The sequence below is a fragment of the Streptomyces sp. NPDC005574 genome (assembly GCF_040605435.1).
In the GTDB taxonomy this organism is placed as follows: domain Bacteria; phylum Actinomycetota; class Actinomycetes; order Streptomycetales; family Streptomycetaceae; genus Streptomyces.
Genome location: NZ_JBEXCW010000006.1, coordinates 141,536 through 167,409 on the forward strand (window position 1 = coordinate 141,536; position 25,874 = coordinate 167,409).

Consider the following 25,874-nt stretch of genomic DNA (forward strand, 5'->3'; position numbering starts at 1 on the left):
TCGACCCTCCCGCGACAGACCTCGGTCGTCGCCCGAACACCAACGGAAGAACTCGTGATCCTCTCCACTGTCCTCGCCTCTCTCCTGGCCCTGGGCTTCACAGCCGTCGGAGCGTCCAAGATCCTCGCGTTGGCGAAGATGCGGGAGCTGGCCGCCGAGGCGGGCTTCTCCGTCGGCGCCTATCGCGTCATCGGCGTTCTGGAGGTGGCGGGCGCCGCCGGTGTCCTGCTGGGTCTGGCCGCCCCCGTTCTCGGTGTCCTGGCGGGCGCGGGGCTGTTGCTGATGATGGCCGGAGCCGTGATCACGCACGGCCGCAAGGGCGACGGGCTCCGCGGCATGACGCCCGCGCTTGCGTGCGCCCTTCTCGCTGCCGGCTACCTCGCAGCCCTGATCACCGCGTGACCGACCCGGAACGGACTTCTGATGACTGCTCGCACTGATGCCCCCGTCTACCGCGCCGACATCTACTCAGCAGCGGCCATCCGCGACACCCACTCCCACTACGCCGCGCTCCGCGCCCTGGGCCCCGTGGTGTGGCTGAGCAAGCAGAAGGTCTACGCCCTGCCGCGGTACGCCGAGTGCAAGGCAGTCCTTCTCGACGACCGGACCTTCATCTCCGGCGAGGGCGTCGCCCTCAATCCCGTCGCCAACCGGGTGGGACAAGGCACCACACTCTTCAGCGACGGCGAGGAGCACGCCCGCCGCCGGAGACAGGTGGCCCACCGGCTCACGCCGAGGGCTCTGCGCGCGATGACGGAAACGGTGGAGGAGCGGGCCGCCGCGGTCGTCGAGGCCGCTGTCGCCGGCCGGAACGTCGACGGAGTGGAACTCGCCACGGCTCTGCCCCTGTCCGTTGTTCCCGACTTCGTCGGCTGGCCCCAGGGGGGTCGCGAACACCTGCTGCGCTGGGCCGGCGCGGCCTTCGACGGCCTCGGTCCGATGAACCGCCAGGCCGTACGCAGCCTTCCCGCGTCCGTCGGCATGATGCGGTACGCCCGCCGCGTCGTCGGCGACCGGTCCGTACTGGAGGGAAGCATGGGTCACGACCTGCTGTGCGCGGCCGACACGGGCGAGGTCATGCCCGCCGAGTGCGCCACGATGTTGATCGACTACCTGGCACCGTCCCTGGACACCACGATCAGCGCCATCTCCAGTGCCCTGCACCTGTTCGCCATCCATCCCGATCAGTGGCGGCTGCTGAAGGCGGACCCGAGCCTCGTCCCCAACGCGGTCAACGAGGTCGTGCGTTACGAGTCCCCGATCCGGGCCTTCTCCCGTACCGTCGCCCGCGACACGGAACTCGCGGGCACCACACTCCTCAAGGGCTCCCGGGTGCTGGTGGTCTACGGTTCCGCCAACCGCGACGCGCTGCAGTGGGACGACCCGGACACCTTCGACATCCGCCGCGACGCAAGCCGCCAACTAGGCTTCGGACAGGGCAAACACGGCTGCGCCGGACAGGGGCTGGCCCGCATGGAGACCTCCGCGATGCTCCGCGCCCTGGCCGCCCGCGTCGAGCGGATCGAGCCGACCGGCACCCCGGAATGGGCTCTGAACAACCTCATCCACCGCTACGAGCGACTCCCGCTCGCGCTCATCCCTGCCTGGACCACCTCGGGTTCCCCCGGTCAGACACCTTCCTGAAGGACTACGCCATGCGGATCTCCGTCGACCACGCCCGCTGCGAAGGCCACGGCCTGTGCGCGAACCAGGCCCCGCACGTGTTCGGCCTGGACGACGACGCCGAACCCACCTACCGCTTCGACGGTGCCGACGTGCCCGACGAGCACCAGTCCGCAGCCCGGACGGCCGTCAACGTGTGTCCCGTCGCCGCACTGCGGGTGCTGTCATGACGGCGCGTTCGGTGCTCGTCGACGGCGAGTCGATCGCCGCACGAGAGCTCGGAAGGCCGCCAGGCCTCGCCCTGGAGACTTTCGGGTCCGGCTGCAAAGGCCGTCGGCGAGCACGGTGATACTGCTGGCTCGAGCGGATCCGTTCGTTGAGCCGCGCCTCGCCGAGCAGGGGCTCCTCGTCGGGCGCCAGCCGGATCATCCACTGGAAGGTGTCGCTGTGGGGCGGGGGGCAGGCGCCGGCGAACTTGCCTCTGAGACGGGGCCACATGTGCCAGCGGTCACGGGACGGGCCCGTGGTGACGGCGTCCACCACGATCATCCGGTCCTGTTCGTCCGTCGACCCGGTGAAGCCGATGCCTAGCTGAGTGCGGACGGTGCAGGTCACTGGCGAACGGCCGGTGCGTCGGCACCTTGCTGGGGATCAGCCCCGCAGGACCCGTGATGGTCAGGGTCGTCAGGGACTCCCGGTGCCGCCGGGCGTACTGCATCGCGACGAGCCGCCGATGGAGGCGCCGACGAGATGCGCCGGCTGCCTGATGCCGCGCTCGTCCCTGAGCTCGAAGAGCTGGCGGACGAAGAGTGACTCGTCGTACTTCGCCCGCACCCGGTCGGAGTAGCCGCGCCCGCCCGTACGCACTGCACGCCAGGGTGCGCAGCTCCCGGGCCCGCGCTTCCGCCGCCAGGCCGTCCCGCCGGCCCCGCGAAGCGGAAGCCCGCCCGGTGCCCGCCTTCCGGCGATCCGAACCCACCCGGACGGCGTAACGTCGTCACTGTGGACCTCACCGCGGACACCCTCGTGTCCCATGCCGCGCATGAGCTCAGCCTGAAGGCGGAACGGCTGCTCCATGACGTGGAGCGATGTCTGCGGAGTGAGGTTCCCGAGCTCTGGGAGGAGCCGGACATCGCGCGGATCACAGCGGAAAGGGTCGCCGCTCATGTCGTCGCCGCGTTGTCCGGGGTGGAGCACGGCATCGATCCGAGCCGGATCCGACTGCCGACGGCCGACGCGGAGGGCGCGCGCCTGCTGGCCCAGCGGGGGAAGTCGTTCAGCACGACGCTGCGGGCGTTCCGGCTCGGGCAGGCCTTCGTCCTCGACAGGCTTCTCGAGGAGATCGCTCGACTGACCAGCGACGCCGAGCTGATGAACGCGGCCACGCGCAGGCTGATCGCGCTGGTGACCGAGTACGTGGACCGCTCGTCGGAGCAGGACGTCCTGGCATTCCAGGAAGAGCGCGAACGCCGCCTGCGGTGGCGGCTGTCGGTGGTGAACGAGGCGGGCATACGTGTCGGAACCACCCTGGACATCGCCCGTACCACCCAGGAGCTCGCGGACCTGGCCACCGAGTACTTCGCCGACGCCGTCACCGTCGACCTCCTCGACTCCGCCCTCGAAGACAGCCCTCCGTCGGACGGCGCGCCGGTAGTCCGCCGGGTCGCCCAACAGTCACTGCCGGGGTACTGCCCGGAGGCCTCACCGCCGCCGCAGCAACTCCACAGTTATCCGCACGGATCGCCACTGGCTCTCGCCCTCGCCACCGGGCGGCCCTCGCGCCACCTCGATGCCTCGCACCCCGAGGATCGGCAGGTGGCGAAGACGGCGCGCGATTCCACCGCCGACACCTTCCGGCACCGCTCGACACTGGTGGTACCCCTGCGGGCCCGCGGCGGCACCCTGGGTGTCGCACAGTTCTTCCGGCACCGCACCCTCGAGCTCTACGACGACGAGGACCTGCTCCTCGCCCAGGAGATCGCCGCCCGGGCAGCCGTAGCCATCGACAACGCCCGCCGCTACACGCACGCGCGCGCCACCGCTCTGACCCTCCAGCGCAGTCTGCTTCCGCGGAGTACACCGTCACTGTCCGCCGTGGAGGTCGCCTGCCGGTATCTGCCTGCCGGCGACCGGCTCGGCGTGGGCGGCGACTGGTACGACGTGATCCCGCTGTCCGGCGCACGGGTCGCCCTCGTGGTCGGCGACGTGGTCGGCCACGGCATTCACGCCGCCGCGACCATGGGCCGGCTGCGGACCGCGGTACGCACACTGGCCGACATCGACCTGCCGCCCGACGAACTCCTCACGCACCTCGACGACGTCGTGATCCGCCTCTCCGCCGAAGCCTCGGCCGAAGCGGACAGCGAATCCGCGGGGGACATCGGCGCCACCTGCCTGTATGCCGTCTACGATCCGGTCGCCGGCCGCTGCATGCTCGCCCGTGCGGGGCATGTGCTCCCCGCCGTGGTGAGCCAGGGCGGAACCGTCGACTTCGTCGACCTGCCCGCAGGCCCGCCACTGGGTCTGGGCGGCCTTCCGTTCGAAGCGGTCGAGGTCGACCTGCCCCAGGGCAGCGTCCTGGCCCTTTACACCGTCGGCCTGGTCGAGGCCCTCGACCACGACATCGAGGGGGGTCTCACCCGACTGCGCGACGCCCTCGGGCAGTCAGCCGTCTCCCTGGAGGCCACCTGCGACGCCGTACTCGAAGCCCTGCTGCCCGCCGATCGACCGCACGACGACGTCGCCCTCCTGCTGGCCCGCACCCAGACCTTCGGAGACCGCCAGGTCGCCACCTGGGACGTGGACGCAGACCCGGCCGCGGTCGCCCGGGCCAGAGCGAACGTCTCCGAGCAACTGACCGTTTGGGGGCTGGAAGAAGTCGACTTCACCGCGGAACTGGTCGTGAGTGAACTGGTCACCAACGCCATTCGCTACGGCCGGCCCCCCATCCGGCTGCGCCTCATCCATGACCGCACCCTCCTGTGCGAGGTCTCCGACGCGAGCAGCACCACCCCACACCTGCGCAGGGCCCGTGTCTACGACGAAGGAGGTCGCGGCCTGCTCCTCGTCGCCCAGCTCGCCGAACACTGGGGCACCCGCCACGCCCGAGGCGGCAAGACGGTGTGGGCCGAGTGCGGCCTGGCCCCGTCAGGAGCCGTCCCCGGAATCGGACTGGACTTGGAGGGGATACCTGGGCTCACATGACACGCCGATGCCCATCTGACGGCGTAACCGGTGTGTCTGTCGGCTCGGTTGTGCCCGACCGGACCGGTTCGCCACTCGCTCGAATGCGGACTCCAACTCCGCGGTTCAGCAACCGACTTCAGTGATCCCCTGCATACGGACGCTGACAGTCACCACTTCAGGACACGAACCACCGCCGGAGCAGGGCTCGCGGAGGAACCATATGCGGACGAGCGCTGCGACCGCATTGGCCGGAACGCGGCACCACTCCTCCGTTTCCGTGGTGGCTGGGCGGCCGGGGGCGGGGCACCTCCCGGTTCCCCCGGTGGTACTGCTGGTCCTACCCGCGCGTCTGGCGGTGCCCGGTGCCGGAAGAGGATCATCGGTCGGGGGAGGCGGCCGGTCGAAGGCGCCGCCCCGGCCGTCGACCGAGGGCCACGGAGGGGGCGCCGTGGCCGCCGACCACACAGAACGGACACCGCCGTGAGCATGGCCTACCTCGCGCAACCCGATCAGCAGCAGAAGCTCGAGTGGCTCGACGGGGGCCAGTTCGCGGTGCTTCTGGACGCGGCGGCCACCGACGGACAGCTGACCGTCGGACGCTTCAGTGTCGCCAAGGGCGAGGCGCCGCCGTATCACCTGCACACCCGTGAGGACGAGATCTTCATGCTGATCAAGGGCACCGCGCTGCTGTGGTCGGACGACCAGGAGATGGAGTTGTCGGAAGGCGGCATCGTCTATCTGCCGAGGAACGTCCCCCACGGCTACCGGATCACCTCCGACACCGCGGACCTGCTGATGATCTGTACTCCGGGTGGCATCGAGGGCATGTTCCGGCACGCCGGGCGTGACATGTCCACCGCCCGGCCCGAGGGATTCGAGATCTCCAAGGAGCTGATGGCGGAGGCCGCGGACCTGTACGGCCAGATCATCCTCGGTCCGCCGCGCTGAGCTTCGGCACACCCACGGTTCCGCCAGAGCGTCCACTCCGTACGAAGGGCACCACCATGTCCGAGCAGCAACGCCGCGACCTCGACGAGATGCTGCGGCACGCTCCGCTCGACGTCGGAGGCGACGTGGCCGAAGCGCGCGCCGTCTTCCACCAGATGATGACCTCGGTCCCGCTGCCTCCCGATGTCACGACGGTTCCCGGGCTGCTCGGCGGGGTTCCCGTCCTCACCGTCGACACGCCCGGAAGTGATCCTGCCGGCGTGCTGCTGTACTTCCACGGCGGCGCCTACGCCATCGGCTCCGCCGCCGACGCGGCGGGCCTGGCGGCCGACGTGTCCCGGCGAGCCGGCGCGCGGGCGGTCTGCGTGGAGTACCGCCTGGCGCCCGAGAACCCGTTCCCCGCGGCCGTCGACGACGCAGTGGCCGCCTGTCGAGGGCTGCTCGACCAGGGGATCCCCAGCGACCGGATCGCCTTCGTCGGCGAGTCGGCGGGCGGCGGCCTGACCATCGCGACGCTGGTCGCCCTCAGGGACGCCGGCCTGCCCCAGCCCGCGTCCGCCACGGTGTTCTCGCCCTGGACCGACCTCACCGTGTCGGGTGCCAGCGCGACCGGCAAGGCTCACCTCGACCCCGCGCTGACCCCGGAGGCCCTGCGCGTCCGCGCTCGCGACTACCTCGGACGGACGCCCGGCACCGAGCCGCTGGCCAGCCCGCTGTTCGCCGACCTGACGGGTCTGCCGCCGCTGCTCATCCAGGCCGGTTCGCACGAGATCCTGCTGGACGACGCCGCACGGCTGGCCTCCCGCGCCGCCGACCACGACGTGCAGGTCGAACTGCAGGTGTGGCCCCAAGTCCCGCACGTCTTCCAGGCGTTCGCCGCGATGCTCGACGAGGCCGACGCGGCACTGCGGTCCGCCGCGGCCTTCGTCCGGGCCCAATGGGCCGCTGCCCGGACCACGCAGGCCGCCTCGCCGCGACAGTGACCGTGACTGCGACGGTCTTCCCTTCGCGGTTTTGCCCAGATGTGGGAAAGGGGGCCTGCTGCGGGCGTGGCTCCTGAATGATGATGAACGCATGGCAGCGACGAACAACTTCGGCATTGCCCTACGAGGCTGGCGGGAGCGCGTTTCGCCCCCGGCGGGCGGACCGGATTCCGGCGCGGAGCGGCGCATCCCCGGTCTGCGCCGCGAGGAACTGGCCCGGCTGGCCGGGTTGTCCGCCGACTACGTGGTGCGGCTCGAACAGGGCCGCGCCCGCAACCCCTCCGCCCAGGTCGTCACCGCGCTGGCGAGGGTTCTGTGCCTGGACACCGCCGAGCGCGACCACCTGTTCCGCTGTGCCAACCTCGCCCCGCCGTCCAACGGCGACGTGCCAATTGACGTACCGGCGAGGGTCCACCGGCTCGTTCGGCAACTCGGCGACGCGCCGGTCGCGGTGTACGCCGCCGACTGGACGCTCCTCAGCTGGAACCGGATGTGGGCTGCCGCCGTCGGCGATCCCCGTACGTACGGCTGGTACCAGGACAACCTCGTCGCGGGGATGTTCCGCTCCAGCGGGGGCCACCGGGTCGACGCCATCGCGACCTGGCCCGTGCGGTCCTGGGAGGGCGACGAGGCCGAGGAGGAGTCCCTCGTCGCCGACCTGCGGGTCACCGCCGTCGCCTACCCCGACGATGCCCGACTCGCCGCACTCGTCGACCGGCTGCTGCACACCAGCCCCCGCTTCGCCCGCCTGTGGTTCAACGGCAGCGCGGGCCTCCACACCGGCGACCGCAAGACCATCGAGCATCCCGTGGTCGGCGACATGGCCCTCGACCTCGACGTCCTGATGGTTCCCGGCTCGGATCTTCGCATCGTCGCCTACGCGGCCGTAGCCGGAACCGATGACGCTCAGAAGCTGCACGACCTGCGCGGCTTGTTACCGGCGGGTCGCGGTGCTCGCTCGGGAGGCTGCCTCACTGCGCCGCAGCCGCGCGACTGATGCCCCGGCCAGACGCTCAGCGGGCGGCGCGGGCCGCAGCGACGAGACCGGCGTCAGTCACCTGCCGGTGTGAAGGTGCTTGCGCTCGCCGCTCTGGTCGAGGATGCACAGGATTTCGGCCGGGCCGTGGTCGGCGCGAAGCGTGTGCGGGGTCATGGTGGAGAACGATGCGGCCTGACCCGCTTCGACGCGGATGACGCGAGCGCCGAGGTAGAGGACGACCGTGCCCGACAGGACGGTGAACCAGTCCCTGCCGGGATGGACACCGAAGTCGTCCGGCCCGACTCCGCCCGCCTGGTCGGTGATCCGCATTTTGGCGACGGTCAGCCCCTGGGGGCCGTGTTCACCGCTGAGCAGCCACGTCGTCAGGCCCCGGGTCTCGTCCGTGTCGGGCCGGATGACGACATCGGAGTCGTCGGCTGACTCCACGAGCCGGTCGAGGGACGTGCCCAGTGCGCCGGCGATGGCGGTGAGCTGGTCGAGACTGATGCGGCGGTGGCCGGTCTCGATACGGCTGAGCTGGGACGGGCTGATGCGTGTGCGTTCGGCGAGGTTGTCCAGCGACCACCCGTGCGCCTTGCGCAGGGACCGGACACGCATCCTGACGGTGGCGTCGAGGTTCGATTCTTGCTCCACAGGCAAGAGTGTATGACCTGTGGACAAGAACGCCGTTAGCGTCGAAGCATGGACTCCTTTCGCAACGCGCAGAAGCATGCAGGGCACGAGCGGGCGAGTGGCGCCGACGCCGCGATGGCGGAACTGCTGGAGTTGGACGCCGAGGTCCTGAGCCCCTATCTGACGAACGTGACCAGTCGACTCGCCGATCTTCTCGACCCTGTTCCGGCCCGGGTCCTGGATCTCGGCAGCGGCCCCGGCACGGGCAGCCTCGCCCTGGCCCGACGGTTCCCCGATGCGAGCGTGACGGCCGTGGACGTCTCACCGCAGATGCTGCACCGCCTGCGTGAACGGGCGGCGGCGCACGGCGTCGCCGGACGCGTGCGCACGGTGGAGACGAACCTCGACGAGCAGTGGCCGCAGGCGGCCGACGGGCAGCCGTACGACCTGATGTGGGCTGCGGCGTTCCTGCACCACCTGACGGACCCGCATCGCACCCTCACCCAGGCTCTCGCACACCTGAGGCCGGGCGGCCTGCTCGCGGTCGGCGAGATGGATTTCTTCCCCCGCTTCCTTCCCGAGGACACCGGTGTCGGCCGCCCCGGCCTGGAGGCGCGGCTGCATGCCGTGACGAACACCCGCCCTCCGCACGAATGGACCGACCAGCTCACGGGCGCCGGCTTCACCGTGGACGAGCGTCGCCCCTTCGTCATCCGCCTGGACCACACGACGGCGGGCCCGGCGCTGAACCGCTACGCCCAGGTGTGTCTGGCCAAGCTGCGCCTCCACGCCGAGGGCCTGCTCGAGGCGGACGACCTGGCCGCCCTCGACGCCCTCTTGGACGAGACGCGGCCGCACGGCATCGCGCGCCGCCGCGACCTGACCGTCCGCACCACCCGTACCCTCTGGGTGGCGCGCCGACCGTGAACCGACGACCGCGCGTTCGCCGTACGTGCGGACCCGCGCGACGGAACGCGCCATCGACCGGCCTCGGTTGGGCATCGCCGGCCGAGCCGCCGGAAGGGTGGGTGTTCAAGGCGCGCACCGTGTGGGGAAGTGCGTCCTGTGCAGTCCCTCACCGCCGCGAACGGAGCCGCCATGAAGTACCCGGATCTCTCCGCCCTGCCCCCGGAACTGCAGGACGCCGTGACCAGTAACGGCTCGCTCAACGTCTTCCGGATGTTGATGCACTCACCGGTCTTGGCGCCGGACGTACTGGCTCTGGGGGACGCGATCCTGAAGCGGAACTCGCTGCCGGACACGCTGCGCGAACTCGCCATCGTCCGCGTGGGTCATGTCTACGGGGCGGCCTACGAGGTCCATCACCACGAGAACATCGCCCGTCTCGTCGGACTCGGCGAGGCAGCGGTCTCCGCCGCCGCGACCGGCTCCACCGAGGGCCTGTCCGCACCCGAAGCCGCCGTCCTCACCGCCACGGACCTGCTGCTCACCCGCCACACTCTCGACGCCGCCGCCCGCGACGAGCTGCTTGCGTTCCTGACGGTCAACCAGCTCGCCGACCTCGTCATCACCGTCGGCTTCTACCAGTTCGTCTGCAACTTCCTCAACACCTTCGAGGTGACGACCGCGGGGGAGACCCCGGCCTACGGCAAGGCGCTCTCGGAGGGGAGGGACGCGGACGGATGAGAGGCGCGTTCCGCTGCGGCCGCATGCTTTGCCGGTTGCACGGGCTATTGAGAGAGTGAGGGCCCGCGGCGAAGGCACCGGGCCGGCGCGCTGAGCCAGGCCAGCGGCGTTCGGGCTCCGATCTGGCTCCCGGCTACCCGAAAGGGCAGAAGGCTTTGCCCTCAGCGGCCACTTTCGCTGCCCCGGTGCGTACACGGGCGTGCTTGAAGCGCCTTTTGTCAGCGGTCTACGGTGAGCTGTTGTGCCTCCGGCGAGGGGTACGCCGCCGATGCGAGGGGAACGTTTGCTGTGCGTGTGCGCGAGGGACAAGAGAACGCCGAGGCCGCCGGACACGTGTTCCGTCCGCCCCTGGACAGCGCGCGCGAGCATCATGTGGCCCCGGTTCAGGGCCCGATGACGCCGGCCCGGACGATGGCCATCCAGCGCTCCGCGGGCAACGCGGCGGTGAGCCGCGTGATGGGGGAGAGCGCAGGCGCGGGACCGAGGATCCCTTGGGCCGCGCCGGGTACCGCCTCTAAGCGGAACCAGGAAGCGTCCGGCATCGAGCGCGGCGAGAGCCCGCCGAAGCAACAGCAGCGCACCGCGAAGGATCAGCAGGCGACCCGGACCACGCGCAGCGGAAGGGCCGGGACGGCGGTCAAGGGCGGCGAGAAGTCGGGGGAGGCCGAGGAGATCGGCAATCCCACCCTCACGTTCACCTCCCGGTACGACGGCGCCGCCACGCAGTCGCTCGGTGGCAACGCCGAGATCGGCTTCCAGCAGATGGCGACACTGCGCCGGGCGAACGGGATGACGACGCCGGCGGGGGACGCGTACGACTTCTGGCAGGAGGTCACCGACGAGAACCACCAGATCACGCCGGACGCGGTGAACTACCGCCCCAAGAGGTCGAAGCGTCAGTGGGCTGTCGATGGCCCGTTCCGTCCGCCGTACAACACGGAGGACGGAAACATCGTCAACGCCGCCGATCACATCTCCTTCGACGACAGCCCTGGATTCTCGGGCGGCATGAGGATGTCCAACGGCTACTGGCTCTCCGACTACGAGGTCAGGTTCCGCTGGAAGGTCCGCCGCAAGCTGGGCGGCCGGTTCACCAAGGCGGAGCCGTTCTGGACCAGTGACGAGATGGTTCACCGGGTGCAGTCGGAGTTCGACCCCGACCACCCCGAGGCGTCGGCGCCCGTCAACGCCACCGCGGCGGGCAACCGCACGTGGAACGTCGACCTCCCCAACTGACACCGGTCCGGCACGCGGCGGAGAGTGCGCCCGCGATCTGTCGCGTGCCTCCGCGGAAGCCAGTCCCACCGGGTGGTGGGAAACGACCCCTTCGCCGCGGCCAGTCGGCGCCTACGCGCAGGGTGGGGTCTGGCGGCCGCGGTCTCTGACGGACTGTTCGATCGCGAACGCGGTCGCGGTGAACGCCTCGATCTGGTCCGCTGTCAGGTCCCGAACGGAGGCTTCCTCCAGGGTGCGCCACATGTCGGCGATGGGCTCCTTCATGGCGCGTCCCTTGTCGGTGAGGCGGACGACCATGACGCGCCGGTCGTGCGCGGCCGGCTCGCGGGTGAGGAGTCCGGCCTCCTGCATGCGGCGCAGTGACTTGGAGACCGTGGAGTGGTCCAGGCCCACACTGTCCAGCAGTTCGGACTGGGTCTGACCGTCGCGGTCGAAGAGCTGCATGAGCAGCAGCTCCTGCCCCGGGTGCAGGTTCATCTCGCGCAGCATGGCGGCGGCCTGGCCGCGGTGGGCGCGGGCGAGCTGGAAGACGGCGTAGCTGAGGCGGCCGTCGCGCGCCGTGCTCGGGGTCCTGAACGCGGGGCCGGTCATCATGCTCCTCATGCGTGGCCGTGGGTGCGGTAGTCGGTGTAGCCGGTCTCGCCTCCGCTGTAGAAGGTGGCCGGGTCAGGGCTGTTCAGTGGTGCCCCGGAGCGTACCCGGTCGACCAGGTCGGGGTTGGCCAGGGCGAGCGTGCCGACCGAGACCACGTCGGCGCGGCCCTCCGCGATGTCCTGGGCGCGCACGCGCAGGTCGGCGCCCGCGCGGTTCAGGATCAGCGTGTTCGGCCACAACCCCCGCAGGGTGTCGAGGAGTTGCTCGTCGCCGGAGTGGAGCAGATGCAGATAGGCAAGGTCCAGCGGAGCGAGGGCGCGCACCAGCTCCGGGTACAGCTCGTGTGTGTCGTCCTCGCGGATGTCGTTGTAGGGGTTGCCGGGGGAGAGCCGGATGGCGGTGCGGCCGGCGCCGATCTCGTCGGCGACGGCCGTGGCGACCTCGACGGCGAAGCGGATGCGGTGGGCGAGGGAGCCGCCGTAGCGGTCGGTGCGCTCGTTGGCGTTGGACGACAGGAACTGGTGGACGAGGTAGCCGTTGGCGCCGTGGATCTCCACGCCGTCCGCGCCCGCGGCGACGGCGGAAGCGGCGGCGCGGCGGAATTCCTCGACCGTCGCGGTGACCTCGGCGGTGGACAGTGCCCGGGGACGCGGCATCTCCTGCGGCCCGGACGCGGTGAACATCACGCCGGCCGGCCGGACCGCGGAGGGCGCCACCGGCTGCCGCCCGTGCGGGGTGTTGCCGGGGTGCGCGATCCGCCCGACGTGCATCAGCTGTACGACGATCCGCCCATCGGCGGCGTGCACGGCGTCCGTGACCTTGCGCCACCCGGCGACCTGCTCCGCGGAGTGGACACCGGGGGTGAGCAGGTAGCCCTGCCCGTCGGGTGAGGGCTGGGTGCCCTCGGTGATGAGGAGCGCGTTCGAGGCGCGCTGTGCGTAGTACTCGGCGTTCAGCTCGGTCGGCACGCCCTCGGGGGTGGACCGGCCCCGCGTCATCGGCGCCATCACCAGCCGGTGCGGCAGCCGGATGTCCCCGGCGACGGTCGGTTCCCACAGGGCGTTCAGGTCGGCGGTGTCGGTGGTGGGCACGGGATCTCCTCTGGTGCGGAAGGGGTACGGGGTGATGAGCGACTGGGCGAGGACGCAGTCGGGGTGCCGGTCGCGGTCCGGCGGTGCCTGCACGCGGGCCGGCCGCCGGAGGCCGGGGCCGGCCCGCGTGAGGGCGGTCAGTCGACGGTGAGGACGAGCTTTCCGCGGCTGTGGCCCGCGTCGCTCGCCTGCTGCGCCTTGGCCGCGTCGGCGAGCGGATAGGCCGCGCCGACCGTGCTCACCAGCGTGCCGTCGGCGGCCTGCTGGGCCAGTTCGGCCAGCCGGGCGGCCGAGCGCCGCTGCGGACCCTCGGCGAAGACGACGCCGAGTTCGCGGGCGCGGAAGTCGGCGGTGGTGACGATCCGGTCCGTGCCGCCGCGCAGTGCGATCGAGTCCTCCAGCGCGCCCTTGCCCGCGGCGTCGAACACGGCGTCCACGCCGTTCGGGGCGAGCGCGCGGACCCGCTCGACCAGGTGCTCGCCGTAGACCAGCGCGGTGGCGCCGAGCGAGGTCACGTACTCCTGGTTGGACGGGCCCGCCGTGCCGATGACACGGGCGCCGCGGGCGACGGCGAGCTGGACGGCGATGGTGCCGAGCGCACCGGACGCGCCGTGGATCAGCAGGGTCTCGCCGGACTTGACGTCGAGCAGGTCCAGGACCCGGTCGGCGCCGTCGCCGGCCACCGGCAGCGAGGCGGCGTGCGTCCAATCCAGGCCGGCCGGCTTGGCGGCGAGGACGGTCGCGTCGGCCAGCGCGTACTGGGCGTAGGCGCCGGTGTCGGACCAGCCGAGAACCTCGTCGCCGACCTTCAGCCGGTCCACGTCTTCGCCGAGAGCGTCGACGACCCCGGCGATCTCCCCGCCGGGGACGGCCGGCAGCGTGGTGGGGAAGATCGCCTCCATGATCCCGGAACGGATCTTGCCGTCCACCGGATTGACGCCGACCGCCCGGACCCGCACCCGGACCTGGCCCGCGCCGGGCTCGGGGATCTCGGTCTCCGCCTCGTGCAGGACCTCGGTGCCGCCGAACGTGTCGAAAACGATGGCCTTCATGACTGCTGCTCCTTCGGAAGGTGGTCCGCCGCCCCGGTTTAGGTGGCCAGCCACATAAAACGTAGCACCGATTATGTGGCTAGCCAAGTATTGGGGAGGTCGCACCTTCGGCTGGAGGTGGAGAGCGGCAGTGCTCGACCGTCCGGCCCGGGGCAAGGGTCATCTCGACCCGCTCTGTCCACGGTCACGCACCCTGCGATCAAGGCCCCCCGGGAATCCCGTCCGACGGCGGCCATGCTGCGGCGATACGGCGGCATGCGGCGGGCAATGCGGCGGGCCGCGCGGCGGCGATGTGGCGGGCCGCGCGGCCGACAGGTGGCCGAGACGCGGCCGGGGCGCGGCAGGGATGTTGCGCAAACCCTTGACGCGCCCCGCTGTACTGCGTAGATATGTCTGCGCAGTCATGGCAGCGCAGTCATACGGGATGATGGTGTTGCTGACCGCCGGAGATCAGGAGATGCCCATGGCACGACTCGTAGGCCGCGGTGCGGGGACCGCGCCGCGCAGCATCGACGTGGCGCAACTGGCGGGTGTCTCCCAGAAGACGGTCTCCCGGGTCATGAACGGCGAGCAGTACGTCTCCGACGACGTGCGCCGACGCGTCCTGGAAGCCGCGGAAGCGCTCGGGTACCGGCTCAACCACGCCGCCCGGGCGCTGGCCTCCGGGCGCACCCGTTCCATCGGGGTGGTGACGCTCGGAACGGCGCTCTACGGCCCGGCATCACTGCTGATGGGCGTCGAGCGCGCCGTCCGGGACACCGGATACGCGCTGCACGTGGTCAACACGGTGGAGGGTGATGCCGCGGGCCTCGCCGGTGCCGTCGACTCGCTCCTCGATCAGGGCGTGGACGGCATCGTCATCTCCGAGCCGATCGACGAGCAGGGCGGTGCCGACCTCACCCTCCGGGTCGACGTGCCGGTCCTGGTCCTCAGCGCACCGCCGCCGTTCGCCGCCCGCCGGGTGGTGACGGCGGGGCTGGTCTCCCACCAGCTGGCCCGGGCCGTCACCGAGCACCTGCTCGACCTGGGGCACGAGACCGTCCATCACCTCGCCGGCCCGCAGCGCTGGTTCGCCGCCAGGGACCGCCTGGAGGGGTGGCGGGCCACGCTGGCCGCGCACGGCAGGCGCGAACCGCCGGTCCTCGCGGGCGACTGGTCCGCCGCCTCCGGCTACCGGGCGGGGCGCGAACTGGTCGAGGCCGACGACGTCACGGCGGTCTTCGCCGCCAACGACGACATGGCCATCGGTCTGATCCGCGCCCTGCTGGAGTCCGGCCGGCGTGTGCCGGAGGACGTCAGTGTCGTCGGCCTCGACGACGTTCCCGTCGCCGCCTACGTCACTCCTCCTCTGACGACGGTGCGGCAGCCGTTCGACGCGACCGCGCAGGACGGCCTCAAGCGCCTGGTGCACGCCATCGAGAACCCTGACGCGGACCCCGTTCCGGCGCAGGATCCGCCGGTCGACCTCGTCGTCCGTGAATCGACCGCCCCGCCGCCGAACCGGTAGACCCCGGAAGGCCGACGGCCCAGGACCTGACACCGCGGGACCCCGCTTCTCCCCAACATCGGCGCCTACCCGACCACTTGGAGCTTGTCGACCCGAGCCAAGGCATGGGCGCCTCTCTCCCTGACGAACGCCGCCCAGGCCCTCCACCCCTCTTCCGACTCCACCACGGCGAGCCCCTCGCCGGCCGAGGAGCGGCGAGCGCTCAAGCCCCGGAACGCGCGAGCAATCCTCCGCGCCCGGGCGGTCCCGGCCTCTGCCCCACCCACCCTCTCTCCTGGCATGACCCCCAGCGCGCCGACGCCCGGTGCGCCGATCCTCTACGCCCTCTGCGGAGTTCACCATGTCCAGACTGCCCACAGACTTCCCCTCGGCCTCCCTGAACCGTCGTGGTTTCCTCGCCGCGACCGGAGCCCTGACGCTCGCCTCCACGCTGTCCGCCTGCGGCGGCGGGGACGGTTCGGGGGGTGCCGCCCGCTCGGCCAAGGCGGTCAGCCAGGCCGACATCGACAAGGCGATGAAGACACCCACCGAGCTGACGTTCTGGACGTGGGTCCCGAACATCGACAAGGAGGTCGCGCTCTTCCAGAAGAAGTACCCGGCCATCAAGGTCAAGGTTGTCAACGCCGGTCAGGGCGTGGCCCATTACACGAAGCTGCGCACCGCGCTCAAGGCGGGCAGCGGGGCCCCTGACGCCGTGCAGATCGAGTACCAGGCGATCCCGACGTTCACGATCACCAACAGCCTGCTGGACCTGAGCCCTTATGGCGCCGCGGCGCTCAAGGAGACCTTCGTCGACTGGACGTGGGGACAGGTCAGCGGTCCGAACGGCGAGATCTGGGCCATCCCCCAGGACACCGGCCCGATGGGCATGCTCTACCGCAAGGACATCTTCGACAAGCACGGCATCGAAGTGCCCCGAACCTGGGACGAGTTCGCCGCGGCGGCCCGCAAGCTCCACAAGGCCGACCCCGGCGTCTACCTGACCAACCTCGCGTCGAGCGAGGCCGCCGCATGGCACGGCCTGCTCTGGCAGGCGGGCGCCAAGCCCTACGAGACCTCGGGCAGGAGCGACATCACCATCAGCGTCGACGACGCCGTCTCCCGCAAACTCGGCGACTACTGGGGCAGCCTCGCGAAGGAAGGCGTCATCGGCACCGAGCCCGACTTCGCCGACTCCTGGTACGCGGCGCTCAACAAGGGGAAGTACGCCACCTGGATCACCGCCGCGTGGGGCCCGGCGTTCCTCTCCGGCTCGGCCAGGTCGACGGCCGGCCGGTGGCGGGCCGCCCCGCTGCCGCAGTGGGACGCCGCCAAGCCGAGCTCGGGCAACTGGGGCGGCTCGACCACCGCGGTCGTCAAGGGCGGCAAGAACCCGATCGCGGCGGCGCTGTTCGCCCAGTTCCTCAACAGCGACCCGGCGAGCGCGAAGATGTTCGCCACCGAGCAGTTCTTCTTCCCGGCGACCAAGGCCCTCCTCACGAACGCCGACTTCGTGAGCGACGCGCCGTCCTTCTACGGCGGCCAGAAGGTCAACCAGGTGTTCGCCGACGTCAGTTCCACCGTCAACTCCACCTTCCAGTGGCCGCCGTTCCTCGACCAGGTGGCCACGGACTGGACCGAGACCGTCGGCAAGTCACTGGCCGACAGGACCGACACCCTCCGCGCGCTGGGCGCCTGGCAGACGCGGCTGACGACGTACGCCAAGAAGCAGGGCTTCACGGTCCGGACGGCCTGACCGCCTTCCTGGCCCCGAGCGCCGACGGCGGACCCGACCAGCACACCCGGCCCTACCCGGATTGCCACCACCGGCCCGACCGCAACCCGGGCCGCTGCCACCGGCCCGCCGCGCCCCACCGGCACCACCGGCACCACCGCAATCCGGACCGACACCACCGACACCACCGGCCCCGCCGCGTCCCGGACCGCCACCACCGCCATCCGCTCCACCGCCTCCGCCCACCACCCGCGCCATCCCCGCCCGCCCCACCATTACGCGCGCCCCGGCCGGAAGACCGGGAGCCGCAGCACGGGGGCGCCGCTCCCACCCGCACACTCCCTCCTTCAGAAAGGGCCGATGATGACCGCCACAACCGCGGCCTCCGCCAAAGCCCGGCGCCGGGACGGCCCGACCCGCCCCCGGCGCGGCCGCCGGGGCCGACGCCGGTCGGCAGGGCCCCTGTTCGTCGCACCCTTCATGGCCCTGTTCCTCCTGCTCTTCCTCGCGCCCCTCGGCTACGCCGCCTACCTCAGCCTCTACCAGGAACGCCTGATCGGCGGGACGGCGTTCGTCGGGCTCGACAACTACCTGCAGGCGCTGCGCGACCCGCTGCTCATCCACGGGGTCGGACGCGTCGCGGTGTTCTTCGTGATCCAGGTTCCCCTGATGCTGTCGCTGGCGCTGCTGTTCGCCCTCGCACTCGACAGCGGCCTGCTGCGGCTGGCCCGAGTGATCCGCCTGGGCATCTTCATCCCCTACGCGGTCCCGAGTGTGGTCGCCGCCCTCATGTGGGGCTACCTGTACGGGCCGGACTTCGGCCCGTTCGCCCAGCTGAGCCGCGATCTCGGCCTGCCGGCACCGCGCTTCCTCAGCGACGGCTGGATGCTCGGCAGCCTGGCGAACATCGTGACCTGGGAGTTCGTCGGCTACAACATGATCATCCTGTACGCCGCGCTGCGCACCGTCCCGCCGGAGCTGTACGAGGCGGCCGCAATGGACGGCGCCGGCGCCTGGCGGATCGCCTGGTCCGTCAAACTCCCCGCGCTCAGGCCGGCGCTGATGCTCACCCTGCTGTTCTCCGTGATCGGCAGCTTCCAGCTGTTCAACGAGCCGAACCTGCTGATGAAGATCGCCCCGGACGTGATCAGCAGCTCCTACACGGCCAACGTGTACGCCTACTCGCTCGCCTTCACCAGCCAGCAGGTCAACTACGCGGCCACGGTGTCCTTCCTGCTCGGCCTCGTCATCGTGATCGTCTCCTACGCCGTCCTGCTCACCGCGAACCGCCGGAGGACCCCATGACGACCTCACCCGAGTCCCCGGCCTCGCTCGTGCGGAGCGCGCCCTCCGCCCCGCCGCCCGCGGCCCCCCGGACCACGCAGCCGACCACCACCACGGCGGCGAGGAGTGACCGGCGCGGGCCCCGCCGCAGCACCCCGCTGACGATCGCCATGCTGGCGGCCCTCGCCTACTTCCTCCTGCCCCTGCTGTGGCTGCTGATCGCCTCGACCAAGAGCACCCAGGACCTGTTCAACACCTTCGGCCTGTGGTTCTCCCACGCCCCGCAACTGCTCACCAACGTCAGGAGGACCTTCACCCAGGACGACGGCGTCTTCGCGCACTGGCTGCTCAACACGGTCCTGTACGCCGGGGTCAGCGCGCTCGGAGCGGCACTGCTGGCGGCCGCAGGCGGGTACGGGTTCGCCAAGTTCCGCTTCCGCGGCGACCGGTTCGCCTTCAACCTCGTCGTGGGCGCCGTCATGGTCCCCGCCACCGCGCTGGCGATCCCGACCTACCTGCTGTTCGCGAAGGCGGGCCTGGTCAACACACCCTGGGCGATCATCCTGCCCTCCCTCGTGAACCCCTTCGGCCTCTACCTCATGCGTGTCCACGCCGAGGACGCCGTACCCGAGAGCCTGCTGGAGGCCGCGCGCATCGACGGCGCCGGCGAGGTGCGGATCTTCTTCCGGATCGTTCTGCGGCTGCTGGGCCCCGGCCTGGTCACGGTCCTGCTGTTCACGCTGGTGGCGACCTGGAACAACTACTTCCTGCCGCTGATCATGCTCAACGACCCGAACCTGTACCCGGTCACGGTCGGCCTGTCCTCCTGGGCCGCGCGAGCCCAGAACGGCGGAGCCGGCTCCAGCAGCGACATGCTCGCGCTGGTCGTGACCGGCTCCATGATCTCGATCATCCCGCTCGTCGTGGCGTTCCTGATGCTCCAGCGGTACTGGCAGAGCGGCCTCGCCTCCGGCGGCGTCAAGCAGTAGCGCCCGCACCCCTTCCACCACTCCCGCTTCCCGGAGGTTCCCCACCATGGCGGCCCTGCCTGCCCGCGTCCTCTTCGGCGCCGCGTACTACCACGAGTACACGCCCGCCTATGACCCCCAACTGCGCCCCGACGAACGGCTGAAGACCGACCTCGACCTGATGGCCGAGGCGCGCTTCACCGTGATCCGGGTCGGCGAGTCGGTCTGGTCGACCTGGGAGCCGGACAACGGCCGGTTCGACCTCGACTGGCTCCAGCCCGTGCTCGACGGCGCCCACGAGCGAGGCATCTCCGTCATCCTCGGCACCCCGACGTACGCCGCCCCGCCCTGGCTGGCCCGGCAGTACCCGGAGATCACCGCCGAGTACGCCACCGGGCGGCGCCTGGGCTGGGGAGCCCGTCAGGAAATCGACTTCACCCACCCCGCGTTCCGCTTCCATGCCGAGCGGGTGATCCGCAAAATCGTCGCGCGGTACGCCGACCACCCCGCGGTCATCGGCTGGCAGGTGGACAACGAACCGGGCCTGCACCTCCTGCACAACCACGGCGTCTTCCAGCGCTTCGTGGACCACCTGCGGGAGAAGTACGGAGACGTCGAGACCCTGAACCGCGCCTGGGGCCTGGTCTACTGGTCCCACCGCCTGTCGACCTGGGCCGACCTGTGGACGCCCGACGGCAACGAGCAGCCCCAGTACGACGTCGCCTGGCGGGAGTTCCAGGCGCGTCAGGTCACCGAGTTCATCGGCTGGCAGGCCGACCTCGTCCGCGAACACGCCCTGCCCGGGCAGTTCGTCACCACCTGCATCTCCTACACCCGTCAGGGAGTTGCGGACGACGAGCTGTCCGCCCGGCTCGACATCGCCGCCGGCAACCCCTACTACGACATGCAGGACGGCCTGGTGCTGCCCGACCCCACCCACGACGCCCACGAGCAGAAGTGGCAGACCACCGGCGTGTGGTCGATGTACCAGACCGCGGACTGGATGTTCTCCTCGCGCCAGGAGCCGTTCCTGGTCACCGAGACCAACGCCCAGAGCATCGGCTTCGCATGGGACAACCGCCCGGGCTACGAAGGCCAGTGGCGGCAGGCCGCCTGGGCGCACGTCGCGCGCGGGGCGCGGATGATCGAGTACTGGCAGTGGCAGACCCTGCGGTTCGGCGCGGAGACCTACTGGGGCGGAGTCCTGCCACACAGTGGCCTGCCCGGCCGCACCTACGCCGAAATAGCCTCTCTCGGCGCGGAGTTCGACGCCGCCGGACCGCTCGTGGCCGGGCTGGAACCGGACGCCGACATCACCATGGTCCACTCGATGCCGAGCAAGTGGCTGATGCAGAAGTACCCGCCGCTCGCGAGGCCCGACGGCGAACCCGACGCCGCCGCCTACCACCGGTTCTTCGACCCCTTCTACCGCGGTGCCTTCGATGCCGGCCGCCAGGTGCGCATCGTCCACGCCCGCCAGCTGCACGACCCGCAGGGCGCGGGGGAGGGGATGACGCCGGAGGAGGCCGTACGGCGCCATCCGGTCCTCGTCGCCCCCGCCCTGTACGTCGTCCACGACACCACGCTCGACTGGCTGGAGGCCTACGCCCGAGCGGGCGGCCACCTGGTCCTCGGCCCGCGCACCGGATACGCCGACCACGAGGCCCGGGCCCGGCTCACCCCGGCCCCCGGACGCCTCGCCGACGCCGCGGGTGTCACCTACGACGAGTTCAGCAACCTCCGTCAGGACGTCCCCGTGCACGCGGCACCCGGCAGTCCGCTGCAGTTGCCGGAGACAGCCACCGCGACCGGGTGGATCGAGTGCCTGAACGTCACCGACGCCGAGGTGCTCGCCGGCTACGACCACCCGCACTTCGGCCGCTGGGCCGCGATCACCACCCGCCGCCACGGCGCGGGCCGCGTCACCTGCGTCGGCACGGTACCGGGCCGCGACCTCGCCCGGGCGCTCGCTCAGTGGCTGGCGCCCGCCGCGTGCGGCGCGTGGCAGGACCTGCCCGAGTCGGTCACCGCGACGACCGGGACCTCTCCCGACGGCCGTCGGGTCCACATCGTCCACAACTGGAGCTGGGAGCCCCGACGCGCGAGCGTCCCGGTCGACCTCTCCGACGTTCTGGACGGCGCCTCCGTCCCCGCCGGCACGCCGCTGGAGCTCGGCCCCTGGGACGTACGCGTGCTCGTCTCCGCCACACCGTGACTTTCCCCGAAGGAGGGGCAATGCAGAGAAGAACGACAGCGATGGCGCTGGGCAGTTCCATCGCGGCCGCCGCACTGCTGGCCGGATCCATGGCCGGCGCGCACGCGTACAGTCCGACGGGCGGAACCCTGTACCAACTCGGCGGTGAGCCCTGCCTGAAGGGCCGGGGGAACTGCGCGATCTACCCGAAGTCGGCGCAGCTGCCGAGCGGGCGTCTGGTGGCGGCGTTCGAGAAGTCGACGGTCGTGACGGCGTCGGGCAGTGCGGACGGACAGACCCTGCCGGTCTACAAGAGCGACGACGACGGAACGACCTGGCAGTCCCTGTCGGAGGTCAAGGCCCCGGCGTACCTCTCCACGGACCCCAAGTACGCCAAGTACACGAGCAACTGGACGAACCCCTACCTGTACGTCCTCCCGAGCGACGTCGGAAAACTGAAGGCGGGCACGCTGCTCCTGGCGACGGTGGTGTCGGGCGACGACTCCTACTACAAGGAACACAAGGCAGCCGACCCCAACTGGACGCCTGGCAACGACGGCGACCGCAAGGACCTGGCGATCGCCCTCTACTCCAGCACCGACGACGGCGCGTCCTGGAACATCGTCAACGTCATCGCCACCGGCGGCTGGCAGGGCGGCAGCGCGGGCGCGGTCGGCCAGAACATCGCGAACGCCAACACGCACCGCCAGGTCGACCCCCTCTGGGAGCCGTACCTGATGGTCTACAAGGGCAAACTCGTGGCCTACTACTCCGACGAGAACGACTACACCGGCTTCAACGCGACCACCGGCGTCCCGACCCCGGACCCCGCGAACGACACCGCCACCGACTCGCTCGGACAGATCCTCGTCCACAGGACCTGGGACGGCGCCAGCGCCGCCTGGAGCGACCCGGTCGTCGACATCGCCGGGCTGAGCCAGGACATGGGCGGCGGCAAGACGGAGATCGGGGGCGGGCGGCCCGGCATGACGAACGTCGTCCGGACCATGGACGGCAAGTGGATGATCACCTACGAGTACTGGGGCGGCGGGGCCAACACCCGATACCGGATCGCCACCAGTCCGCTGGAGTTCTTCAAGGGGTCGGCGACCGGCACAGGCGTCGACTCACTACCGGTCGACGCCGGTTCGCACACCCTCGCGACGGGCGGCAGCCCGGTCCTCATCAGACTGCCCGGCGGCCGGCTGGTGTACAACGCGGCCGGCAGCGGCAGCGTCTGGATCAACCAGAGCGGACGCGGCGACGGGACGTGGAAGGAGTACCAGACGACCCTGGGATCCGGCTACAGCCGCAACCTCACCTACGTCGAGGGCACCGGACGCCTCTCCATCCTGCGCAACGTGGGCACCTCGACGCTCACCTACGCCGACCTCGACATCGGCCGGTCGAAAGGCGCCTACTACCAGCTGGTGAACCGCAGGACCGACCAGGTGATCGGCACCGGGAACAAGACCAACGACGCCGACCTCGGCAACGCCGACGTACCCGACGTGGTCCTGGAGGCACCCGGCGCCGCGGCGAACCCCGACACCCAGTACTGGCACGTGCTGACCGAACCGCAAGGCGGCGTCAGCCTGCTGAACAAGGCGGGCGGCCGCGCGGCGGCCATCTGGACGGGTAACGCGACCGCCGGCCAGAAGATCGGCCAGTGGGTCGACAACAGCGCCACCGGCAGCTGGAACCTCGTCAAGACCGGCGACGGCTTCTACAGGCTCCAGTCCGTCAAGAACACCAGCCTGTACCTCACCGGAGCGACCGCCGGCGCGCAGCTGACCCTGCAGACCGCGGCCACGGACGGCTCCCAGGACTGGGAACTCGTCCAGTAAACCGGCTTCCCGAGGACCTGTGCGGCGCCCCGGACCTCTCCTGGCCCGGGACGCCTGCCCCTCTCCGGCTGGGACGCAGGCCCAGCTCGCGATGCGCTCCCGGCCTTCGCATGCCCGCGGCGGTCGGAAGACGCCGGGGTGCGGCACCATGCACCCCTGTCGCGACAGCCCGGAGCCAGGGCCTGGCTATCCCTTGCGGGTGAAAATCGCTTTCGCGCCGAGTGGACGGCGGCTACTGTCCGGGTGCAGCGAGTGGACCCGCGAGGAGCTGAGACATGGTCGGTCTTCCGAGCGCGCTTTGACGTCGTAGGCCGTGATCGGCCCGTCATCGCGTGCTGCTCCTGACGCTGCGGCACAGCGAGCCTTCTCCCGCCTGAGTCGCCCCCGCACCCCTTGTGCGCCGGGCGACGGGCTTCGTTGTCGGCGATCCAGGGATCCTCGTGCCGCCTGCTTCCTCCGATGTATCCGATTCCGCTCGGCCCGTTCCGTCACGTCTGTGGTGGGACAGCGGCTTCCTGAGGCTCTGGGTGGGGCAGACGGCCTCCCAGCTCGGCGAACAGGCGAGTCTGGTGATTGTGCCGCTGTGGGCCGTCCTGACGCTCGACGCCGGTGCCGGCCAGCTGGGCGTGCTCCGCGCGGTCGGGCAGACGCCGATCCTGCTGCTCTCCCTCCTTGCCGGCGCGTGGGTCGACAGGTGGCGGACCAGCACCGTGATGGTGGTGACGGACATCGGACGGACCCTCGCGCTGGGCGCGGCTGCCGTAGCCGGCCTGCTCGGTCGGCTCGGCATGCCGACGCTGTTCGTGGTCGCCTTTTTCGTCGGAACTCTGTCCGTGTTCTTCGATGTGGCCTACCAGGCGTCTCTCGTACGGTTGGTAGGACGAGATCAGTTGACGCGGGGCAACAGCGCGCTGGAGGGCAGCCGGTCCGCCGCGCAGATCGGCGGTCCCGCTCTTGGCGGCGCGTTGGTGTCGCTGTGCTCAGCGCCCATCGCCGCCGCTTCCAGCGCGTTGTTTTTCGCGCTGTCCTTCCTGTCCGTCCGACCGATCCGTCGGATCGAATCGGTTCCGCTCAGCACTCAGCGTCCGCTCTCGCTCCGGCGGCGTATCCACCAGGGCTTCCGTTGCGTCGTGAGCGATCCCTTGCTGGGGACCGTGTGCCTCGCCTCGGCCGCCTTCCAGTTCTGCTTCGCGGCGATGATGACCGTCTATCTGCTCTTCCTGCCGCGGGAACTGCACCTGTCGGGCGCCGCCGTCGGGCTGGCGCTCGCCGCGACGGGACCTGGCGCACTGCTGGGCTCGGTGTTGGCCGCCCGTCTGCCGCGCCGCTTCGGCTACGGCGTCGTGCTCGTGTCCGCGGCGGCACTCGGCGACGGGCTGTTCCTGTGCGTGCCGGCGGTGCACGGCTCCTCCGCGGTGACCGTTCCCGCGTTGCTGGCGATCAACTTCGTGTTCGGTGCTGGGGGCCAGCTGGTGAACGTCACGGTGATGGCCGTCCGGCAGGCCGTCACTCCGGCCGGGATGCAGGGCCGCGCGGCCGCGACGATCACCTTCGCCGGCATGGGGCTCAGCCCACTGGGCTCGCTACTGGGCGGTTACCTCGCGGAGGGGTGCGGGCTGCGGACCAGCCTGCTGGTGACGGCCGCGGGCATGGTGCTCTCCCCGACGGTGATGGCTCTGTCCCCGCTCGGCCGCTTGGGACGGACGCTTCCGCCCCCGTCGGACGCCGCAACCGCTGGGCCGTAGCCCGCAGTTGCGCCCACAAGACGGCCACCCGCGTGACCGGCGGTGCTGACAGGCGACCGGAACGTCTGCTCAGTGGTTGGTGCGGGTGACGGTGAAGGTGGTTGCTTTGGCGTCGTAGGTGGTGTCGCCGTCCTTGGCGGTGACCAGGACGGCCGTGTTCCAGGTGCCGGTGGGTGAGACGGCCGCGTCCTTGTTGACCGGTGTGGTGTAGGTGCAGACGGACGTGCGGGTTGAGGTCGCCTTGCAGGTGGCGCTCTCGACGTGCTTCATCTCGGCGGCCTTGGGGTTGAGCTTGGAACTCGCGGGCCAGGGGAGGACCTTGACGCTTCTGATACCGGAGTTGTCGGTGACGGTCGCTGTGAAGGTGAAGGTCTTGGTTCCGCTGTCGGCGAGTACGAGTGAGGTGGCGGTGGCCTTGTCGATGGTGGGGTGGGTGGCGGCGGCGTCGGCGGTGCCGACGAGGGTGACGGTGGCGAGGGCGGCGCCGCCGAGAACGGCGACACCGGCGAGCGAGGAGAGCACCAGACGTGCGGACATGTGAATCCCCCAGGGACGGATCAAAGTCGGAGTGAGTGGGAAGCCGGGTCCGCGCTTCCCGCTGCTTGCTGTGTCCATGGTGGGGTGCGGGGCATCCCGCGGGCAT

23 protein-coding genes and 1 pseudogene are annotated in these 25,874 nt (G+C 70.8%); 17 read left to right on the forward strand and 7 right to left on the reverse strand.

Going from position 1 to position 25,874, the window contains the following annotated elements:
- The first annotated feature begins 54 nt into the window (after nucleotides 1-54).
- From ABZT03_RS06885 to ABZT03_RS06895, 3 genes are read left to right on the forward strand one after another with little or no spacing between them, the layout of a single operon-like run.
- Nucleotides 55-402, forward strand: a complete 348-nt coding sequence (locus ABZT03_RS06885) for a DoxX family protein (protein ID WP_356034530.1) — start codon at nucleotides 55-57, stop codon at nucleotides 400-402.
- Between the two features lie 21 nt (nucleotides 403-423).
- The gene (locus ABZT03_RS06890; protein ID WP_356034532.1) at nucleotides 424-1,644 is read left to right on the forward strand and encodes a cytochrome P450; all 1,221 of its coding nucleotides are present in this window, start codon (nucleotides 424-426) and stop codon (nucleotides 1,642-1,644) included.
- Between the two features lie 11 nt (nucleotides 1,645-1,655).
- A complete protein-coding gene (locus tag ABZT03_RS06895) occupies nucleotides 1,656-1,853 on the forward strand; it encodes a ferredoxin (protein ID WP_356034535.1) in 198 nt (65 codons plus the stop codon).
- 169 nt (nucleotides 1,854-2,022) lie between these two features.
- Here the strand turns inward: ABZT03_RS06895 and ABZT03_RS06900 are convergent.
- Both ABZT03_RS06900 and ABZT03_RS06905 read right to left on the reverse strand, forming a co-directional pair.
- Nucleotides 2,023-2,226: pseudogene (locus ABZT03_RS06900) on the reverse strand (FAD-binding monooxygenase); the annotation flags it as partial.
- Nucleotides 2,227-2,307: 81 nt separating this feature from the next.
- The gene (locus ABZT03_RS06905; RefSeq protein WP_356034538.1) at nucleotides 2,308-2,490 is read right to left on the reverse strand and encodes a hypothetical protein; all 183 of its coding nucleotides are present in this window, start codon (nucleotides 2,488-2,490) and stop codon (nucleotides 2,308-2,310) included.
- A 135-nt stretch (nucleotides 2,491-2,625) separates the two neighbouring features.
- Here ABZT03_RS06905 and ABZT03_RS06910 point away from each other — a divergent pair, with 135 nt between their 5' ends.
- The 4 genes from ABZT03_RS06910 to ABZT03_RS06925 all read left to right on the forward strand — a co-directional run bounded on the left by ABZT03_RS06910 (nucleotide 2,626) and on the right by ABZT03_RS06925 (nucleotide 7,737).
- Nucleotides 2,626-4,827 (forward strand): SpoIIE family protein phosphatase, encoded by a 2,202-nt coding sequence (locus tag ABZT03_RS06910; protein ID WP_356034540.1) that lies wholly within the window; start codon nucleotides 2,626-2,628, stop codon nucleotides 4,825-4,827.
- A gap of 468 nt (nucleotides 4,828-5,295) precedes the next feature.
- Nucleotides 5,296-5,757: a cupin domain-containing protein gene (locus ABZT03_RS06915; RefSeq protein WP_356034710.1), complete on the forward strand. Its 462-nt coding sequence runs from the start codon at nucleotides 5,296-5,298 to the stop codon at nucleotides 5,755-5,757.
- 56 nt (nucleotides 5,758-5,813) lie between these two features.
- Nucleotides 5,814-6,740 (forward strand): alpha/beta hydrolase, encoded by a 927-nt coding sequence (locus ABZT03_RS06920; RefSeq protein WP_356034542.1) that lies wholly within the window; start codon nucleotides 5,814-5,816, stop codon nucleotides 6,738-6,740.
- 91 nt (nucleotides 6,741-6,831) lie between these two features.
- Nucleotides 6,832-7,737, forward strand: a complete 906-nt coding sequence (locus tag ABZT03_RS06925) for a helix-turn-helix transcriptional regulator (protein ID WP_356034545.1) — start codon at nucleotides 6,832-6,834, stop codon at nucleotides 7,735-7,737.
- Nucleotides 7,738-7,794: 57 nt separating this feature from the next.
- On the opposite strand, the gene ABZT03_RS06930 is transcribed toward ABZT03_RS06925, so the two are convergent.
- Nucleotides 7,795-8,337: a helix-turn-helix transcriptional regulator gene (locus ABZT03_RS06930; RefSeq protein ID WP_356034712.1), complete on the reverse strand. Its 543-nt coding sequence runs from the start codon at nucleotides 8,335-8,337 to the stop codon at nucleotides 7,795-7,797.
- 84 nt (nucleotides 8,338-8,421) lie between these two features.
- Between ABZT03_RS06930 and ABZT03_RS06935 the strand changes: the two genes are divergently transcribed.
- The 3 genes from ABZT03_RS06935 (at nucleotide 8,422) to ABZT03_RS06945 (ending at nucleotide 11,235) form a co-directional block, all read left to right on the forward strand.
- Nucleotides 8,422-9,279, forward strand: coding sequence for a class I SAM-dependent methyltransferase (locus tag ABZT03_RS06935; protein WP_356034547.1), 858 nt, complete (start codon nucleotides 8,422-8,424; stop codon nucleotides 9,277-9,279).
- 171 nt (nucleotides 9,280-9,450) lie between these two features.
- Complete coding sequence (locus tag ABZT03_RS06940; RefSeq protein WP_356034550.1) at nucleotides 9,451-9,999, forward strand: carboxymuconolactone decarboxylase family protein; 549 nt, start codon at nucleotides 9,451-9,453, stop codon at nucleotides 9,997-9,999.
- Between the two features lie 294 nt (nucleotides 10,000-10,293).
- Complete coding sequence (locus tag ABZT03_RS06945) at nucleotides 10,294-11,235, forward strand: hypothetical protein (RefSeq protein WP_356034553.1); 942 nt, start codon at nucleotides 10,294-10,296, stop codon at nucleotides 11,233-11,235.
- Nucleotides 11,236-11,346: 111 nt separating this feature from the next.
- Here ABZT03_RS06945 and ABZT03_RS06950 read toward each other — a convergent pair whose 3' ends face one another.
- The 3 genes from ABZT03_RS06950 to ABZT03_RS06960 form a co-directional block, all read right to left on the reverse strand.
- The gene (locus ABZT03_RS06950) at nucleotides 11,347-11,838 is read right to left on the reverse strand and encodes a MarR family transcriptional regulator (RefSeq protein ID WP_356034555.1); all 492 of its coding nucleotides are present in this window, start codon (nucleotides 11,836-11,838) and stop codon (nucleotides 11,347-11,349) included.
- Nucleotides 11,835-12,896: an alkene reductase gene (locus ABZT03_RS06955; RefSeq protein WP_356034714.1), complete on the reverse strand. Its 1,062-nt coding sequence runs from the start codon at nucleotides 12,894-12,896 to the stop codon at nucleotides 11,835-11,837. The genes ABZT03_RS06950 and ABZT03_RS06955 overlap by 4 nt, the downstream gene beginning before the upstream one ends.
- A 161-nt stretch (nucleotides 12,897-13,057) precedes the next feature.
- Nucleotides 13,058-13,972 carry an NADP-dependent oxidoreductase gene (locus ABZT03_RS06960; protein ID WP_356034558.1) on the reverse strand — a complete coding sequence of 305 codons (915 nt, stop codon included), beginning with the start codon at nucleotides 13,970-13,972 and terminating at the stop codon, nucleotides 13,058-13,060.
- A 463-nt stretch (nucleotides 13,973-14,435) separates the two neighbouring features.
- On the opposite strand from ABZT03_RS06960, the gene ABZT03_RS06965 reads away from it, so the two are divergent.
- The 7 genes from ABZT03_RS06965 (at nucleotide 14,436) to ABZT03_RS06995 (ending at nucleotide 25,231) form a co-directional block, all read left to right on the forward strand.
- Complete coding sequence (locus ABZT03_RS06965) at nucleotides 14,436-15,479, forward strand: LacI family DNA-binding transcriptional regulator (RefSeq protein WP_356034561.1); 1,044 nt, start codon at nucleotides 14,436-14,438, stop codon at nucleotides 15,477-15,479.
- A gap of 340 nt (nucleotides 15,480-15,819) precedes the next feature.
- The gene (locus ABZT03_RS06970; protein ID WP_356034564.1) at nucleotides 15,820-17,214 is read left to right on the forward strand and encodes an extracellular solute-binding protein; all 1,395 of its coding nucleotides are present in this window, start codon (nucleotides 15,820-15,822) and stop codon (nucleotides 17,212-17,214) included.
- A 459-nt stretch (nucleotides 17,215-17,673) separates the two neighbouring features.
- Nucleotides 17,674-18,498 carry a sugar ABC transporter permease gene (locus ABZT03_RS06975; RefSeq protein ID WP_356034717.1) on the forward strand — a complete coding sequence of 275 codons (825 nt, stop codon included), beginning with the start codon at nucleotides 17,674-17,676 and terminating at the stop codon, nucleotides 18,496-18,498.
- Nucleotides 18,495-19,466 carry a carbohydrate ABC transporter permease gene (locus tag ABZT03_RS06980; RefSeq protein ID WP_356034567.1) on the forward strand — a complete coding sequence of 324 codons (972 nt, stop codon included), beginning with the start codon at nucleotides 18,495-18,497 and terminating at the stop codon, nucleotides 19,464-19,466. Before ABZT03_RS06975 ends, ABZT03_RS06980 begins: the two co-directional genes overlap by 4 nt.
- A 46-nt stretch (nucleotides 19,467-19,512) precedes the next feature.
- The gene (locus tag ABZT03_RS06985) at nucleotides 19,513-21,660 is read left to right on the forward strand and encodes a beta-galactosidase (RefSeq protein WP_356034569.1); all 2,148 of its coding nucleotides are present in this window, start codon (nucleotides 19,513-19,515) and stop codon (nucleotides 21,658-21,660) included.
- A 20-nt stretch (nucleotides 21,661-21,680) separates the two neighbouring features.
- Entirely contained in the window at nucleotides 21,681-23,486 is a 1,806-nt protein-coding gene (locus ABZT03_RS06990; protein ID WP_356034572.1) for an RICIN domain-containing protein, read from the forward strand.
- 440 nt (nucleotides 23,487-23,926) lie between these two features.
- The gene (locus ABZT03_RS06995) at nucleotides 23,927-25,231 is read left to right on the forward strand and encodes an MFS transporter (protein WP_356034719.1); all 1,305 of its coding nucleotides are present in this window, start codon (nucleotides 23,927-23,929) and stop codon (nucleotides 25,229-25,231) included.
- Between the two features lie 69 nt (nucleotides 25,232-25,300).
- On the opposite strand, the gene ABZT03_RS07000 is transcribed toward ABZT03_RS06995, so the two are convergent.
- On the reverse strand, nucleotides 25,301-25,768 hold the full coding sequence (locus ABZT03_RS07000; protein ID WP_356034575.1) for a DUF5707 domain-containing protein: 468 nt from the start codon (nucleotides 25,766-25,768) through the stop codon (nucleotides 25,301-25,303).
- Between the last annotated feature and the right edge of the window lie 106 nt (nucleotides 25,769-25,874).

What these genes read in the sequence shown, in the direction of transcription:
- ABZT03_RS06890 (WP_356034532.1), top strand. Translation starts at nt 424, where the DNA reads ATGACTGCTCGCACTGATGCCCCCGTCTACCGCGCCGACATCTACTCA.
- ABZT03_RS06895 (WP_356034535.1), top strand. Translation starts at nt 1,656, where the DNA reads ATGCGGATCTCCGTCGACCACGCCCGCTGCGAAGGCCACGGCCTGTGC.
- ABZT03_RS06915 (WP_356034710.1), top strand. Translation starts at nt 5,296, where the DNA reads ATGGCCTACCTCGCGCAACCCGATCAGCAGCAGAAGCTCGAGTGGCTC.
- ABZT03_RS06920 (WP_356034542.1), top strand. Translation starts at nt 5,814, where the DNA reads ATGTCCGAGCAGCAACGCCGCGACCTCGACGAGATGCTGCGGCACGCT.
- ABZT03_RS06925 (WP_356034545.1), top strand. Translation starts at nt 6,832, where the DNA reads ATGGCAGCGACGAACAACTTCGGCATTGCCCTACGAGGCTGGCGGGAG.
- ABZT03_RS06930 (WP_356034712.1), bottom strand. Translation starts at nt 8,337, where the DNA reads ATGCGTGTCCGGTCCCTGCGCAAGGCGCACGGGTGGTCGCTGGACAAC.
- ABZT03_RS06935 (WP_356034547.1), top strand. Translation starts at nt 8,422, where the DNA reads ATGGACTCCTTTCGCAACGCGCAGAAGCATGCAGGGCACGAGCGGGCG.
- ABZT03_RS06940 (WP_356034550.1), top strand. Translation starts at nt 9,451, where the DNA reads ATGAAGTACCCGGATCTCTCCGCCCTGCCCCCGGAACTGCAGGACGCC.
- ABZT03_RS06950 (WP_356034555.1), bottom strand. Translation starts at nt 11,838, where the DNA reads ATGAGGAGCATGATGACCGGCCCCGCGTTCAGGACCCCGAGCACGGCG.
- ABZT03_RS06960 (WP_356034558.1), bottom strand. Translation starts at nt 13,972, where the DNA reads ATGAAGGCCATCGTTTTCGACACGTTCGGCGGCACCGAGGTCCTGCAC.
- ABZT03_RS06965 (WP_356034561.1), top strand. Translation starts at nt 14,436, where the DNA reads ATGGCACGACTCGTAGGCCGCGGTGCGGGGACCGCGCCGCGCAGCATC.
- ABZT03_RS06970 (WP_356034564.1), top strand. Translation starts at nt 15,820, where the DNA reads ATGTCCAGACTGCCCACAGACTTCCCCTCGGCCTCCCTGAACCGTCGT.
- ABZT03_RS06975 (WP_356034717.1), top strand. Translation starts at nt 17,674, where the DNA reads ATGGCCCTGTTCCTCCTGCTCTTCCTCGCGCCCCTCGGCTACGCCGCC.
- ABZT03_RS06980 (WP_356034567.1), top strand. Translation starts at nt 18,495, where the DNA reads ATGACGACCTCACCCGAGTCCCCGGCCTCGCTCGTGCGGAGCGCGCCC.
- ABZT03_RS06985 (WP_356034569.1), top strand. Translation starts at nt 19,513, where the DNA reads ATGGCGGCCCTGCCTGCCCGCGTCCTCTTCGGCGCCGCGTACTACCAC.
- ABZT03_RS06990 (WP_356034572.1), top strand. Translation starts at nt 21,681, where the DNA reads ATGCAGAGAAGAACGACAGCGATGGCGCTGGGCAGTTCCATCGCGGCC.
- ABZT03_RS07000 (WP_356034575.1), bottom strand. Translation starts at nt 25,768, where the DNA reads ATGTCCGCACGTCTGGTGCTCTCCTCGCTCGCCGGTGTCGCCGTTCTC.